Here is a 16,897-nt window from a genome sequence, read left to right as displayed (position 1 = left end):
TCGTCCTCCCGCCCGTCGAGGTCGTCGCCGGTGTCCCGCAGGAGTTCGGCGCGCAGGTAGCCGACGAGGGCGTCCGGGGTGGGGTAGTCGAAGATCAGGGTCGCGGGCAGCCGCAGGCCGGTGGCGACGTGCAGGCTGTTGCGCAGGTTGACGGCGGCCAGCGAGTCGAAGCCGACCTCCTGGAAGGCCTGCAGCGGGCCGATGCTCTCGGCGCCGCTGTGGCCGAGGACGGTCGCGGCGTGGCCGCAGACCAGCTTCAGCAGGATCCGGCCCTGCTCCGCCTCCGGGACGGCCCGCAGCGAGTCCACCAGCGAGGAGGTGGTGTCGCTGTTCCGGCTGTCCGGCTGGGAGGCCCGCAGTGCGGCGTCGGCCTCGGGGAGGTCGGCGAAGAGCGGGCTGGCCCGGACGGAGGTGAACGCCGGGATGAAGGCGTCCCAGTCCATGTCGGCCACCGTGACGAACTTCTCGTGCGCCCGCACCGCCTGCTCGAAGGCGGTCATCGCGACCTGCGGAGCCATCGGCAGGACGCCCCGGCGGCGCAGCTGGGCGAGGGTCGCCTCGTCCATCCCGGCGCCGACCTGGTCGAGGGCGCCCCAGGCGATCGAGGTCGCCCGCAGGCCGCGTCCGCGACGCCACTCGACCAGCGCGTCCAGCACGGTGTTGGCCGCGCCGGAGACGCCCTGCCCGCCGCCGCCCCAGACGCTGGCGATCGAGGAGAAGACGACGAACGCGTCGAGCGGGGTGTCGGCGAACAGCTCGTCGAGCCAGAAGGCGGTGTCCACCTTGGCGGCGAAGACCTCGGCGAGGTCCGCCGCGCCGGTGTCGGTGACGGAGCCGGTCCAGGCCATGTCGGCCGCGTGCAGCACGGCGGTGAGCGGCTGGTCCGCGGGCGCCTCGGCGACCAGCCGGGCGAGTGCGTCCCGGTCGGCGTCGGCGCAGGCCACCACGGTGGTGCCGGTGCCCAGTGCGGCGAGTTCCGCCCGCAGCCCGGCCAGGTCCTCCTCGCCCGTCCGGGGGCCGGTGGTGACGATCAGCCGGCTCGCGCCGGACTCCGCCAGCCAGAGCGAGGCGTTGCGGCCGAGCCCCTCGGCCCCGCCGGTCACCAGCACGGTGCCGCTGGGCTGCCAGCCGCCCGTGGTGGGCTCCGGCGCGGCCTTGCGGACCAGTCGGCGGCTGTAGACGCCGGAGCGGCGGACGGCGAGCTGGTCGTCGCCGGCGGCGCCGTTCAGCGCGCCGAGCAGGTACTGCGCCGTCCGGGCGTCGTGCGCGGCGGGCAGGTCGATCAGACCGCCCCAGCGGTCGGGGAACTCCAGCGCGGCGGCCCGGCCCAGGCCCCACAGCGCGGCCTGCGCCGGTGCGGTGAGGGTGTCCTGGATCCCGATGTTCACGGCGCCCCGGGTGAGGCACCAGAGCGGACGGCCGGGCGCGGCGTCGCCGAGCGCCTGGATCAGCGCGAGGGTGGCCACCGTGGCGCTCACGTCCGGCCCGGTGGTCCCCGGGTCGAGCGCGAGCAGCGAGAGCACGCCGGTCACGTCCCGCTCGGCCAGCACGGCGGTCAGCCGTTCGGTGAGGCGGGCACGGGTGGTCTCCTCGGCCGCGACCTCCAGGGTGACGAGGTCGAGCCCCTGCGCGGCCAGCGCGGCCGGCAGGCCGTCGACGGGTGCGTCCACCGGTCGCCCGGACGGGACGACCACCAGCCACCGCCCGCCCGGCACACCGACGGCCTCGCGTTCGAGCGGCCGCCAGGTGACGTTGTAGCGCAGCTTCTCGGCGCTGGACCGGCGCCGCCGCCGGCCCCGCCAGTCGGCCAGGACGGGGGTCAGCGTGCGCAGCGCCTCGCGCTGGTCGGCCGCGGCCAGGTCGAGCAGTCGGGCGAGCGAGTCGGGGTCGGTCTGCTCCACGGCCGCCCAGAAGTCGGCGTCCGCGCCCTCGGCCGCCGAGGCGGCGGCGTCGGGCGTCCCGCCCTCCTGGAGCCAGAAGTGCCGGCGGTCGAAGGCGTAGGTCGGCAGCTCCGCCAGCGGGGCGTCGGCCCCGGCGGGCAGGATGCCGGTCCAGTCCACGGCGACGCCCCGGACGAAGAGTTCGGCCATCGAGGCCAGCAGCCGGCGCGGCCCGCCCTCCTCGCGGCGGAGCGTGCCGCCGACGACGGCGCGCAGCCGGACGCTGTCGTCCTCGGCGGTGTCGAAGATCTCGTTGACCGGCTGGACCAGTACGGGGTGCGCGCTCGCCTCGACGAAGACGGTGTGGCCCTGGCCGAGCAGGGCGGCGACGGCCGGCCCGAAGCGGACCTGGCCGCGCAGGTTGCGGTACCAGTAGCCGCCGTCCAGCACGCCGGCCTCGTCGATCCACTCGCCCGTGACGGTGGAGAAGAACGGGACCAGCGGGGCCTGGCTGCGGATGTCCGCGAAGGCCTTCGCCAAGGTGTCCTCGATCGCCTCGACGTGGCGGGTGTGGGAGGCGTAGTCCACCGCCACCCGGCGCACCCGGACACCGTCGGCCGCCAGGACCTCCAGCGCCTCGTCCAGCGCCTCGGCGTCACCGGCCACCACCACGGACGTCGGACTGTTCACCGCGGCGACCTCCACCCGGTCCGCCCACGGCGCCAGCCGGACCAGCGCGTCGGCCTCGGAGAGCGCCGCCGAGGCCATCCCGCCGCGCCCGGCGAGGCTGCCGGCGATCACCTGGCTGCGCACCGCCACGATCCGCGCGGCGTCCTCCAGCGACAGCGCACCGGCCACGCAGGCCGCCGCGATCTCGCCCTGGGAGTGGCCCAGCACGGCGTCCGGCACCAGGCCGACCGAGGCCCAGACGGCGGCCAGGCCGACCATCACCGCGAAACTCGCCGGCTGGAGCACGTCCACCCGGTCCAGCAGCTCGGCCGGCGCGTCCCCGCGCAGCACGTCCACCAGCGACCAGTCCACCCACGGGTCCAGCGCCCGGGCGCACGCGGCCACCCGCTCGGCGAACACCGGGGAGGCGTCCAGCAGTTCACGCCCCATCCCGACCCACTGCGAACCCTGTCCCGGGAAGACCAGCACGGTGCGGCCCGGTCCGCCGGAGGACGCGGCGGTCCCGGTCACCACGGCGGGGCTGCGCTCGCCCCGGGCCAGCGCGGCCAGCCCGGCCAGCGCCTCGGACCGCGAACCGGCCACCACCACCGCGCGCTCGGCGAGCACCGCCCGCCGCGCGATCAGTGCCCCGGCGACTCCGGTGAGCGGCGCGGCCTGCGCCGACTCCACGAAGGCGACCAGCCGGCCGGCCTGGCCCGCCAGCGAGGCGGCGCTCCGCGCCGACACCACCAGCGGCACCACCGCGTCCGGCGCGGGCCCGTCGGCCGGCTCCGCCGGGACCGGCTCGGGGCCCTCCTCCAGGATCACGTGCGCGTTGGTCCCGCTCGCACCGAACGACGAGACCGCCGCGCGGCGCGGCCGGCCGTCGCGCGGCCACTCCCGCGCCTCGGTGAGCAGCTCGACGGCGCCCGCCGCCCAGTCCACCTGCGGGGTCGGCTCGGTGACGTGCAGGGTCGCGGGCATCACGCCGTGCCGCATCGCCTCCACCATCTTGATCACGCCGGAGACACCCGCCGCCGCCTGGGTGTGGCCGATGTTGGACTTCAGCGAGCCGAGCCGCAGTGGCCGGTCGGCGGGCCGGTCCTGGCCGTAGGTGGCCAGCAGGGCCTGGACCTCGATCGGGTCGCCCAGCGAGGTGCCGGTGCCGTGGCCCTCGACCACGTCCACCTCGGCGGCGCTCAGGCCCGCGTTCGCCAGCGCCCGGCGGATCACCCGCTGCTGCGAGGGGCCGTTGGGCGCGGTCAGGCCGTTCGACGCGCCGTCCTGGTTCACCGCGCTGCCGCGCAGTACGGCCAGGATCCGGTGCCCGTTGCGCCGCGCCTCGGAGAGCCGCTCCAGCACCACGACGCCCACACCCTCGGCCCAGCCGGTGCCGTCGGCCGTCGCCGAGTAGGCCTTGCAGCGCCCGTCGGCGGAGAGGCCGCGCTGCCGCGAGAACTCCAGGAAGGCGTCCGGGCTGGACATCACGGTCGCCCCGCCGGCCAGTGCCATCGAGCACTCGCCGCGCCGCAGCGCCTGCGCGGCCAGGTGCATCGCCACCAGGGACGACGAGCAGGCCGTGTCCACGGTGACCGCCGGGCCCTCGAACCCGAACACGTAGGACACCCGGCCCGAGGCGACGCTGGAGGACGTCCCGGTCATCACGTAGCCCTGCACGTCGTCGGGCACCTGCCGCAGCCGGGTCACGTAGTCGTGGTGGACGATGCCGGTGAAGACGCCGATGTCGCGGCCCCGGGTGGAGAGCGGGTCGATCCCGGCCCGCTCCAGCGCCTCCCAGGAGGTCTCCAGCAGCAGCCGCTGCTGCGGGTCCATGGCGAGTGCCTCACGCGGCGAGATGCCGAACAGCCCGGCGTCGAACTGGGCCGCGTCGTGCAGGAATCCGCCGACCCGGGTGTAGCTGGTGCCCGGGTGGGCCGGGTCCGGGTGGTACAGCTTGTCGACGTCCCAGTCCCGGTCGGTGGGGAAGGCGGAGAGCCCGTCCCGCCCCTCCGCGACCATGGTCCAGAGCTCCTCGGGGGTGTTCACGCCGCCCGGCAGCCGGGTGCTCATGGCGATGATGGCGATCGGCTCGTCCGGGTCGGTGGCGGCCGCCGTGGCCGCCTGCCCGTCCGCCGGCCGCTCGCCGAGCAGTTCGCCGCGCAGGTGGTCCGCCAGTGCGGCCGGGGTCGGGTAGTCGAAGACCAGGCTGGTCGGCAGGGACAGGCCGGTGAAGTCCTGCAGCCGGTTGCGGAGTTTGACGGCGCTGAGCGAGTCGAAGCCGAGCTCGCGGAACGGCTGGCCGGCGTCGAAGGAGTCGGCGCCCTGGTGGCCCAGGACGGCGGCGGCGCTCTCCTGCACCAGCGCCATCAGCCGGCGGTGCTGTTCCGCCGGGGCGAGGTCGGCGAGGCGGGCGGCCGTCGAACCACCGGCCGCCGCACCGCGCCGCACCACGCGCCGGGCCAGCGGGGCGTCCGCCGGGGCCGCCGGAACCGCCACGGGAACGGCGTCGGCACGGGTGGCCCCGTCGGTGCCCGCCGTCGTCAACGGCCCGATGGTGGCGACCGGTTCGCCCTCCGCGTCGGCCAGCTCCAGCAGGTGGCGGCCGCCCTCGGCCGGGGTGATCCGCAGCCGCAGGGTGGCGGCGCCCTCCGCGTACACGGCGAGTTCGGCGCAGGCGGCCGGCTCGCGGTCGCGCCCGTCGGGGTCGCCTCCGGTGTGCGCGGCGAGGACCTTCAGCGCGGTGTCGACGAGTGCCGGGTGGAGCGTGAACGCCTCGGCCTCGGCCAGGAGTTCGGCGGGCAGCTCGATGTCGGCGAGGAGCCCGCCGTCGCGCTGCCAGAGCCTGCGGACGCCGGCCACCTTCGCGGCGGGGGACGCGGTGTCCGCGGCCTCGCCGGTGTCCGCCGCCTCGCCGGTGTCCGCGGTGTCCGCTGCGTCCTCGGCGGACGGCCAGTCCCGCAGGTCGAAGCCGGGCTGCGGCAGCCCGGGGGCCAGCAGGGCGCGGGCGTGGCAGACCCAGGGGCCCTGGTCCGGTCCGGCCGGCCGGGAGTGCACCCCGGCGCGGCGCAGGCCGTCCGTACCCGGGGCCTCCACCGAGACCCGCAGCTGGAGGTCCCCGTGGCCGGGCAGGACCAGCGGCGTCACCACGGTGAGCTGCCGGACGGCGCCGCTGGCGGCCTCGCTGCCGGCCAGGACGAGCAGGTCCAGCAGCACGGCCGCCGGGACGGCGGTGTCACCGGCGTCGGCCGGGTCGACCAGCAGGCCCCGGCTGCGCCGGGTCAGCCGCCCGGTGAGCACGACGCCGGTGCCGCCGTCCTCGCCGGGGACGTCGACGACGGTGCCGAGCAGCGGGTGCCCGGTGCTGCGGGCGCCGAGTGCCTCGGCGTCCGCGGCGGCGCCGCTCTCGACCCAGTACCGCTCGTGCTGGAAGGCGTACGTGGGCAGTTCGGCGCCGACCGCCGTGACCGGCCGGCCGAGGACGGCGGGCCAGTCCACGTCCCCGCCGCGCACGTGCAGTTCGGCGAGCGCGGTGAGGACGGCGGTGTCGTCGGGGGTGTCGCCGCGCAGGGTGGCGACGCAGCCGCCGGCCTGCCGCTCGCCGAGCGTGCCGAGCGCCATCGCGGTCAGCACCCCGCCCGGGCCGAGTTCGAGGTAGGTCGCGGCGCCCTGGTCGCGCAGCGCGGTGACCGCGTCGCCGAACCGGACGGCGTCGCGCACCTGGTCGACCCAGTACGACGCCGTCCCGAAGTGCCCCTCCTCGGCGAGCCGGCCGGTGACGGTGGAGACCACGGGGATGCTGCCCGGCCGGTACCTCAGCTTGGCCGCGACCGCCTCGAACTCCGCCAGCATCGGCTCCATCAGGGCCGAGTGGAAGGCGTGGCTGACGGTGAGCCGCCGGGTCTTGTGACCGGTCCGGGCCAGCTCGGCCGCGACGGCGAGCACCGCGTCCTCGGCGCCGGAGAGCACCAGCGAGTCGGGGCCGTTGACCGCCGCGACACCGACCACGCCCGCCGCGCCGGCCAGCAGCGGCGCGACGTCGGCCTCGGTCGCCCGCACCGCGACCATCGCGCCGCCGGCCGGCAGTGCCTGCATCAACCGCCCTCGGGCGGCGACCAGTTCGCCCGCCGAGGCGAGGTCGAGGATGCCGGCGGCGTGGGCGGCGGCGAGCTCGCCGATCGAGTGCCCGGCCAGCAGGTCGGGCCGTACGCCCCAGGAGGTGAAGAGCCGGAACAGCCCCGTCTCCAGGGCGAAGAGACCGGCCTGGGTGTACAGGGTCTCGTCGAGCAGCGCGGCCTCCGCCGTACCGGGGTCGGCGAAGACGATCTCGTGCAGCGGGCGCGTCGACGCGCCGTCCAGGTGCCGCTCGACGGCGGCGCAGGCGGCGGCGAAGGCGTCCCGGAAGACCGGGAAGGCCTCGGCGAGGCGGCGGCCCATCCCGGCCCACTGGCTGCCCTGCCCGGTGAAGAGGAAGGCCAGCCTGCCGCCGGCGGCGGCGTTGCCGACCACGGTCGTGGCGTCGGGCGTGCCCGCTTCGAGGGCGCGCAGGGCGCCGGCCAGCTGCCGGCGGTCACCCGCCAGCAGCACCGCGCGGTGGTCGAGCCCGGCCCGGGCGGTGGCGAGCGCGTGGGCCGTCCCGGCCAGCGGGACGTCGGACCGGTCGTCGACGAAGCGGGCGAGCCGCCCCGCCTGGCCGCGCAGCGCGGCCGCCGACCTGGCCGAGACCGGCACCGGGACGAGCACCGGCGGCGCCTGGGCGGCGTCGGCCGGGTCCTGCGGCGGTGCGGGCTCCGGCACGGCGGCGGCGTCGGCCGGCGCCTGCTGCACCAGGACGTGCGCGTTGGTCCCGCCGATGCCGAAGGAGGACACCCCCGCGCGGCGCGGGCGGCCGGTCTCCGGCCAGTCCCGGGCCTCGGTCAGCAGCTCGACCGCGCCCACCGACCAGTCCACATGGGTCGAGGGCCGGTCCACGTGCAGCGTCCGGGGCAGGACGCCGTGCCGGATGGCCATCACCATCTTGATCACTCCGGCCACCCCGGCCGCGGCCTGGGTGTGGCCGATGTTCGACTTGACCGAGCCGAGCCAGAGCGGCTCCTGCCCGTCCACGCGGTCCTGCCCGTACGTGGCCAGCAGCGCCTGCGCCTCGATCGGGTCGCCGAGGACGGTGCCGGTGCCGTGCGCCTCGACCGCGTCCACCTCCGCCGGCGAGAGGCCCGCGTTCGCCAGCGCCGTGCGGATCACCCGCTGCTGGGAGAGCCCGTTCGGCGCGGTCAGACCGTTGGACGCGCCGTCCTGGTTGACCGCGCTGCCGCTGATCACCGCCAGGACCTGGTGGCCGCGCCGGCGCGCCTCGGAGAGCCGCTCGACGAGCAGCACGCCGACGCCCTCCGCCCAGCCGGTGCCGTCCGCGCCGTCCGCGAAGGCCTTGCAGCGGCCGTCCGGGGCCAGCCCGCGCTGCCGGGAGAACTCCACGAAGGTCTCCAGGTTGCCCATCACCATCACGCCGCCGGCCAGCGCCATCGAGCACTCGCCCCGGCGCAGCGCCTGGGCCGCGAGGTGCAGGGCGACCAGCGAGGAGGAGCAGGCGGTGTCGACCGTGACGGCCGGGCCCTCGAAGCCGAACTGATAGGCGACACGGCCTGACAGGACGCTGCCGGAGCCGCCGGTGAGCCGGAAGCCCTCGACGCCGGCCGCCTGGTGCATCCGCACGGTGTAGTCGTGGCTGTTGACGCCGACGAAGACGCCGATGTCCTGGCCGCCCAGCCCGGTGGGGTCGATCGCGGCGCGTTCGAAGGCCTCCCAGGAGGTCTCCAGCAGCAGCCGCTGCTGCGGGTCCATCGCCAGCGCCTCGTTCGGCGAGATGCCGAAGAAGCCGGCGTCGAACCCGGTGGCGTCGTCGAGGAAGGCGGCGTGGCGGACGTAGGTCTTGCCCGCGCTGTCCGGGTCGGCGTCGTAGTGCCGCTCGATGTCCCAGCCGCGGTCCTCGGGGAACTCGGTGACGGCGTCGACCCCGTCGGCCACCAGCCGCCAGAGGTCCTCGGGGCTGTGCACCCCGCCCGGGAGGCGGCAGGACATCGCCACGATCGCGATCGGCTCGTCGGGGTCGACGGCTGCGGCGCTCGCGCGGCCCGTCCCGGCGCCGTCCGGGGCGGTGCTGCCGAACAGCCTGACGCGCAGGTGCTCGGCGAGGGCGACCGGCTTCGGGTAGTCGAAGACGATGGTCGAGGAGAGCGTGAGTCCGCTCGCGGAGGCCAGCCGGTTCCGCAGCTCCACGGCGGTCAGCGAGTCGAAGCCGGCCTCCTTGAAGGCCCGGTCGGCCCGGACGGCGTCGGGGGCGGCGTGGCCGAGCACCTCGGCGGCGTGCCGGCGCACCAGGGCCACCAGTTGCTCGGTCCGCTCGGCCTCACCCAGCCGGGCGAGCCGGTCCCGCAGGGAGCCGGTGTCGGGGCCGGCGGCGGCGCGGACGGTCCGCCGTCCGGCCGGTGCCAGGCCGCGCAGCAGCGGTGCCACGGGGCCGCTGCGGGCGGCCGCGCGCAGGGCGGGCAGGTCGAACCTGGCGGCCACCAGGGCGGCGGGCGTCCCGGCGCCGGCGCGCAGGGCGGCGTCCAGCAGGGCCATCCCCTCGGCGTCGGACAGCCCGGCCATGCCCAGCCGCCTGGTGCGCCGGAGGTCGGCGGTGCCGAGGTGGCGGGTCATGCCGCTGGCCTGGCTCCAGTAGCCCCAGGCGAGCGAGACGCCGGGCAGGCCGAGCCCGCGACGCAGCTCGGCCAGGGCGTCCAGGCAGGCGTTGGCCGCCGCGTAGTTGCCCTGGCCGGGGTTGCCCAGGACGCCGGCGGCCGAGGAGAACAGCACGAAGGCCGTGAGGTCCAGGCCCCGGGTGAGCTCGTGCAGGTGGAGCGCGGCGTCCAGCTTGGGCCGCAGCACGGTGTCGACCCGGTCCGGGGTCAGCGCGGTGACCACGCCGTCGTCCAGGACGCCGGCGGTGTGCACGACGGCGGTCAGCGGGTGCTCGGCCGGTACCGCCGCGAGGAGCGCGGCGAGCTGGGCGCGGTCGGCGGTGTCGCAGGCGGCGACGGTGACGGTGGCGCCCAGCGCGGCGAGTTCCTCGCGCAGCGCCTGCGCGCCCTCGGCGGCGGGGCCGCGGCGGCTGACCAGCAGCAGGTGGCGGGCGGCGTGCGCGGTGACCAGGTGCCGGGCGACCAGGGCGCCGAGCGTCCCGGTCCCGCCGGTGACCAGGACGGTCCCGGCGGGGTCGAGGCCCGCGGCGGGGTCGAGGCCCGCGGCGGTCCCGGCTCCGGGCGCCTCGGCTCCGGGCGTCCCGGCTTCGGCGGTCCCGGCTCCGGGCGTCCCCGTGGGGCGCTCCGGGACGGTGGCCCGGACCAGCCGGGGTACCTCGGCCAGGCCCGCCCGGACCCGCACCCGCGGTTCGCCACTGGCCAGCACGGCCGGCAGCAACGCGGCGGCGGAGTCGTCGAGTTCGGCGATCACGATGCGGTCCGGGTGCTCGGACTGCGCCGAGCGCAGCAGACCGGACACGGCGGCGGTCGCGAGGTCGGTCCCGTCCCCGCCCACCGAGACGACCAGCCGGGACTGCGCCAGCGCGGGGGCGGACAGCCAGGCCTGGAGGACGGCCAGCGCGGCGGCCACGGCGGCCCGGGGGTCACCCCCCGGGTGCTCCACGGCGTACCGCAGCACCTCCGGGGCCGGACCGTCGGACGCGGCGAGGGTCTCGACGTCCCCGGCGGTCGCGATGGTCGCCGTACCGGGGGCGGCCTCTGCCACGGCGGGCAGCGGCAGTTCGGACCACTCCAGCCGGAACAGCGCGTCCTGCGTCAACTCCCCTGCGACAGCGTCCTGTTCCGGCGCGTAGGGCCGGGCGAGGACGGCATCGGCGATCAGCACCGGCGCACCGGTCGGGTCACTCAGCTCCAGCCGGGCCCCCTCGTCCGTCGTCCCGGAGGTGCGGACCAGCAGCTCGGTGGCGCCCGAGGCCAGCAGGGTCACCCCGCGCCACTCGGCGGCGAACGCGCCCTCCGGGAGGGCGGTGCGCACGGCGGCGTCCAGCAGCGCCGGGTGCAGGCCGAATCGGTCGGCGGGGCCGGCCGCGTCGTCCAGCGAGACCTCGGCCACCGGGCCGTCGGCGGGCCCGGCGGCCCGGGTGTCCGCCGGGGCGGGTGCCAGGGTGCCGTGGGCGTGGCGCGTCCACTCCGCGTCCAGCGGCGCGTCGTCCGCGCGGGAGTACACCTCGACGGCGCGCCGCCCGGTGTCGTCGGCCGCTCCGACGGTCATCTGGACGGCGCGCCCCCCGCGCAGCGGGAGCACCACCGGCCGGTCGACGGTCAGTTCCGCGACGGTCGGGGTGCCGACCTCGTCGCCGAACCGGACGGCCAGCTCGACCAGCGCCGCGCTGGGTACCGGGACGGTGTCGCCGACCACGTGCTCGGAGAGCCACGGGTGCGCACCGAGCGACCACCGCGCGGTGGTCATGAAGCCGCCCGAGCCGGGCACACCGACGATCGCGCCGATCAGCGGGTGGTCGGCGGCGGCCTGGCCGAGCGAGGCCGCGTCGGTGGCCCGGGTGGTCCGCAGCCAGTAGTGCCGGTGGTCGAAGGCGTAGGTCGGCAGCTCGACGCGGGCGGTGCCGGTGGACAGCACGCCCGTCCAGTCCACGGCCACGCCGCGGACGAAGAGTTCGGCCATCGAGGCGAACAGCCGGCGCGGACCGCCCTCGTCCCGCCGAAGCGTCCCGGTGACCAGGGCCTCGGCCCCGGCCTCGTCCACGATCTCACTGACCGGCTGGACCAGCACCGGGTGCGCGCTCGACTCCACGAACACCGTGTGGCCCGCTTCGAGCAGCGCGGCGACGGCCGGGCCGAACCGGACCTGACCGCGCAGGTTGCGGTACCAGTAGCCGCCGTCCAGCACGCCGGCCTCGGTGACCCAAGCACTCATGACGGTCGAGTAGAAGGGAATCCGCGGGGCCTGGCTGCGAATGTCCGCGAAGGCCTCGCCGAGGGTCTCCTCGATCGCCTCGACATGACGGGTGTGCGAGGCGTAGTCCACCGCCACGCGGCGCACCCGCACGCCGTCGGCCGCCAGCACCTCCAACGCCTCGTCCAAGGCCTCGGCGTCACCGGCCACCACGACCGAGGCCGGTCCGTTGACGGCCGCGACCTCCACCCGGTCCGCCCAGCGCACCAGCCGCTCGACGGCGTCGGCCTCGGAGAGCGCCACCGACGCCATCCCCCCGCGCCCGGCCAGGCTGCCCGCGATCACCTGGCTGCGCACCGCCACGATCCGCGCCGCGTCCTCCAACGACAGCGCACCGGCCACGCAGGCCGCCGCGATCTCCCCCTGCGAGTGCCCGACCACCGCGTCCGGCACCACACCCACCGACGCCCAGACCGCCGCCAGACCGACCATCACCGCGAAACTCGCCGGCTGGAGCACGTCGACGCGCTCCAGCAGCTCGGCCGGGGCCTCACCGCGCAGCACGTCCTCCAGCGACCAGTCGACGAACGGCTCCAGAGCCCGGGCGCACTCCGCGACGCGCTCCGCGAACACCGGCGAGGCGTCCAGCAGTTCACGCCCCATCCCGACCCACTGCGAACCCTGCCCCGGGAACACCAGCACCGTCCGGCCCGCACCGGACACACTGCCCGTCACCAACCCCGGCGCCGACTCCCCGCGCGCCAACGCGGCCAGCCCCGCCAGCGCCTCCTCCGAGGTGCCGGCCACCACCACGGCGCGCTCGTCCAGCAGCGCCCGCCGGGTGACCAGCGCACCGGCCAGGGCCGCCCGGTCACCGGCCGTCACCAACGGCGCCAGCCGCCCGGCCTGGCCCGCCAGCGAGGCCGCGCTCTTCGCCGAGACCACCAGCGGCAGCACACCCGCGGGGCCGGCCTCGACCTCGGCCGGCTCCTCCTCGGGGGCCTGCTCCAGGATCAGGTGCGCGTTGGTGCCGCTGACACCGAAGGAGGAGACGGCGGCCCGCCGGGGGCGCCCGGTCTCCGGCCAGTCCCGGGCCTCGGTCAACAGCTCCACCGCGCCGAGCGACCAGTCCACCTGGGTGGACGGCGCGTCCACGTGCAGGGTGGGCGGCATGACGCCGTGCCGCAGCGCCTGCACCATCTTGATCACACCGGCCACCCCGGCCGCGGCCTGGGTGTGGCCGATGTTCGACTTCAGCGAGCCGAGCCGCAGCGGCCGCTCGGCGGGCCGGTCCTGACCGTAGGTGGCCAGCAGGGCCTGGGCCTCGATCGGGTCACCCAGCACCGTGCCGGTGCCGTGCCCCTCGACGACGTCCACCTCGGCGGTGGACAGGCCCGCGTTGGCCAGCGCCTTGCGGATCACCCGCTGCTGGGAGAGCCCGTTGGGTGCGGTCAGACCGTTCGACGCACCGTCCTGGTTCACCGCGCTGCCGCGCAGCACCGCCAGGACGTGGTGCCCGTTGGCCCGCGCCTCGGAGAGCCGCTCCAGCACCACGACGCCCGCGCCCTCGGCCCAGCCGGTGCCGTCCGCCGCGTCCGCGTAGGACTTGCAGCGGCCGTCCGTCGCCAGCGCCCGCTGCCGCGAGAACTCCACGAAAGTGTCCGGGGTCGCCATCACGGTCGCGCCGCCGGCCAGCGCCAGCGAGCACTCCCCGCGCCGCAGCGCCTGCGCGGCCAGGTGCATCGCCACCAGCGACGACGAGCACGCCGTGTCCACCGTCACCGCCGGGCCCTCGAACCCGAACACGTAGGAGACCCGGCCCGACGCCACGCTCGACGCCGTACCGGTGGCGGTGAAGCCCTCCAGCTCCGCCGGCGCCGCGCCGCCCGCGCCGTAGCTTTGGCCCATGACCCCGGAGAACACCCCGACGTCCGCGCCCTTCAGACCGGCCGGGTCGATACCGGCCCGCTCCATCGCCTCCCAGGACGCCTCCAGCAGCAGCCGCTGCTGCGGGTCCATCGCCAGCGCCTCCCGCGGGCTGATGCCGAAGAACCCGGCGTCGAACAGACCGGCGTCGCGCAGGAACCCGCCGCGGTCGGCGGTGGAGGTGCCGGCCTGCTCCGGGTCGCCGGAGAACAGGGCGTCCAAGTCCCAGCCACGGTCCTCCGGGAAGCCGGACAGGGCCTCCCGGCCCTCGCTGACCAGCCGCCAAAGTTCCTCCGGGCCGGTCACACCGCCCGGCAGGCGGCAGGCCATGCCGACGATCGCGATCGGCTCGTCCGGATCGGCGGGCACCGCCCGGCCGGCCGGCTCCGGGGCCTCCCGCAGGCCGAGGACGCGGGCCCGCAGGTGGGCCGCCAGCGCCTCCGGCGTCGGGTGGTCGAAGCTCACGGTGGCGGGCAGGCGCAGCCCGGTGCTCCCGGTCAGCCGGTTGCGCAGTTCGACGACGGCGAGCGAGGTGAGGCCCAGGTCGCGGAAGGCCTGTCCGGCCGGGACGGCGCCGGTGCCGGGCCGGTTCAGCACGGCGGCGGCCTGGGTGCGGACCAGCTCTTCGAGCAGGGCGAGCTGCGCCCGCTCGTCCAGGACCGACAGGCGGGCGCGCAGGTCGGCGGTGACGGTCTCGTCGGGCCGGGCGGCGGGCGGCGGCGTGGCCGCGAGGGCGCGCAGGACCGCCGGCACCCGGCCGTCCGGGTCGAGCGGGCCGGTCCGCAGCGCCACCAGTGCCGGGGCGCCGGTCTCGATCAGCAGGTCGAAGGCGGCGAGCCCGTCCCGCAGGTGCCGGGCCCCGGCCTCCTCGGTGGCGTCGGCCACCGGGTAGCCGGTGCTCCAGGCGAGGGCCGAGCCGGCCTGCCCGCGCAGCCGGCGGCTGTGCGCCAGTGCCTCCGTCAGCGCCTCGGCGACGGCGGTGTCCGGGGCCCCGGGGGAGCCGAGCACGGCGGCGGTGCCGGTGACGGCGACGAAGGCGGTGAGGCCGGTGTCGGCCGTGAGCTCGTCGAGGGCCCGGGCGAGGGCCTGGTCCCCGGCGGCGTGCACGACGGCGGTGACCGGGTGGCCGAGGCCGGCGAGCGCCGTCCGCAGTGCGGCCCGGTCCGTGCCGTCGGCGGTCACCCGGGCGAGCTCCAGCCCGGTGGGGAGGTCGGCGTCCAGCGGCTCGCCCGCATCCGGCGCGTCGACCAGCAGCAACCGCTCCACCCCGTACGCGGTGGTCAGGTGGCGCACCAGAGCGGCGCCGGCCGGGGTGTCGGCCCCGGTGACCACCACGGTCGCGCCGAGTCCGGCCGGGCCGGCGCCGAGCGGACGGTCGGCGACCGGCACCGGGAGCAGTCGTGGGACCAGCGGTTGCCCGGCCCGCAGGGCGAGTTGGGGTTCACCGGAGGCGACGGCGGCCAGCAGCTCCGGGGCGGACACCTCGACGCCGGGCCGGGCGTCGAGATCGAGGACGGTCACGGCCTCGGGGCGGTCACTGCCGGCCTGGACGGAGCGCGCGACGGCCCAGAGCGGGACGCCCGCGGGGTCGGGCGCGGCGTCCCCCTCGGTGGCGGTCACCGCGCCGCGGGTGAGCAGGACCAGCCGGGCCCCGGCTGGTACCGGCCGGGTGGCCGAGGCACGGCCCTCGGCGGCGGTGGCCACCGGGTCGAGCAGGGTCACGCCGGGAGCCGGCTCGCCGGCGGCCACGGCGGCGTCCAGGGCCGCGAGGTCGGGGTGGTGCCGGACGTCGAGACCGGCGGCCCGCAGGCCGGTGACGAGCGCGTCGGCCGGGCCGACCACCGCCCAGCCCGGTGCGGCTGTTCCGGCGGCCGCCGGGAGTGCGGGCGGCGCCGGCACCCAGGCCGGTGCCAGCAGGGCGTCATGGTGTCCGTCGGCGGCGTAGCGCAGCCGGGCGGGCTGCTCGGCCAGCAGGCGCCGGACGATCTTCCCGGAGGCCGTCCGGGGGATCCCGGCGACCTCGTAGACCCGCTCGGGCAGCTTGTACGCGGAGAGCCGCTCGCGGCAGCGGTCGATCAGCGCGGCGGTGTCGAGGCCGGCCGGCCCGGGGACCACCCAGGCGACGGGCACCTCGCCGAGCGTGTCGTGCGCCACCCCGGCGACCCCGGCGTCGGCCACGCCCTCGACGGTGCGCAGGACGGCCTCGACCTCGTCGGGGTGGATGTTCTCGCCGCCGCGGATGACCAGGTCCTTGAGGCGGCCGCAGATGGTGAAGTACCCGGCCTCGTCCCGCCGGGCCAGGTCGCCGGTGTGGAACCAGCCGTCCCGCACCGCCGCGGCGGTGGCCTCCGGGCTGTTGTGGTAGCCGACCATGACGTTCGGTCCGCTGACCCAGACCTCGCCCTCCTCGCCGGCCGCGACGTCGAGGCCGGTGCGCGGGTCGACGATCCGCACGCCGACGCCCGGCACGGGCAGGCCGCAGGAGCCCTCGACGCGGGCGGCGTCCGGCGGGTTGATGGTGATCGCGCCGCAGGTCTCGGTGCTCCCGTAGGCGTCGACCAGCGGCACCCCGAAGCCCTCCTCGAAGGAGCGGCGCAGTTCGGAGCCGGTGACGGCGCCGCCGACCAGCCCGATCCGCAGGTCGGGCAGCGACAGACCGGTCCGCCGGGCGGTGGTGACCAGGTGGTGGTAGGTGGTGGGGACGCCGGCGAGGAAGGTGGAGCGGTCCTCGCGGAGCGCGGTCAGGATGTCGTCCGCGGAACTGCCGTCCATGATCCGGGCGGTGGCGCCGGCCACCGGGACGGAGAGCACGCAGGCGATGTGCGAGAGGCTGTGGAAGAGCGGCAGCGGCCACAGCACCCGGTCGTGCTCGGACAGGCCCGGCACGGGCACGTAGCAGGAGGCCACGGACCAGAGGCAGTTGCGCTGGGTGGACAGCACGCCCTTGGGCCGGCCGGTGGTGCCCGAGGTGTAGAACATCCAGGCCACCTCGTCCAGTCCGAGGTCGTCGGGGGCCTCGGTGACGGGTTCGGTGACGGCGAGTTCGTCGAAGGAGAGGGTGCCCGCCGGGGCCGGGGCCGGGCCGGCCACCAGCACGCCGGACGCACCGGCCGGGGCCGGCAGCAATCGAAGGAACGTTTCTGCGTGACCGGTGTCGGTCAGCGCGAAGACCGCGCCGCTGTCGGTCAGCAGGTACTCGGTCTCGGCCGCCGTGGCCCGCGGGTTCACCGGCACACCGATGCCGCCGGCCCGCACGACGGCGAGATAGCCCTCCACCATGGCCACGGAGTTGCCGAGGCAGAGTGCCACCCGGTCCCCGCGCCGGACGCCGAGGCCGGCCAGGTGACCGGCCAGCCTCCGCGTCCGTGCTTCGAGCTCTCCGTAGGTGACCGCGTGCCGGTCGTCCTCGAAAGCGATCTTGTCCGTGAAACGGACCGCGTTCTCCCGGAGGATGACCGGGAGCGGGGTGATCAGATCGGGGCGCACCTTACCGC

General features: G+C 76.8%; 1 pseudogene. It reads right to left on the bottom strand.

The features are described from left to right. Nucleotides 1-50: 50 nt before the first annotated feature. Nucleotides 51-16,889: pseudogene (locus OG618_RS32930) on the bottom strand (type I polyketide synthase); the annotation flags it as partial. Between the last annotated feature and the right edge of the window lie 8 nt (nucleotides 16,890-16,897).

The sequence above is a fragment of the Kitasatospora sp. NBC_01246 genome (genome assembly GCF_036226505.1).
Classification (GTDB): Bacteria; Actinomycetota; Actinomycetes; order Streptomycetales; family Streptomycetaceae; genus Kitasatospora.
The sequence above is the reverse complement of the archived record's forward strand: the minus strand, read 5'-3'. Positions and strand labels throughout refer to the sequence as shown.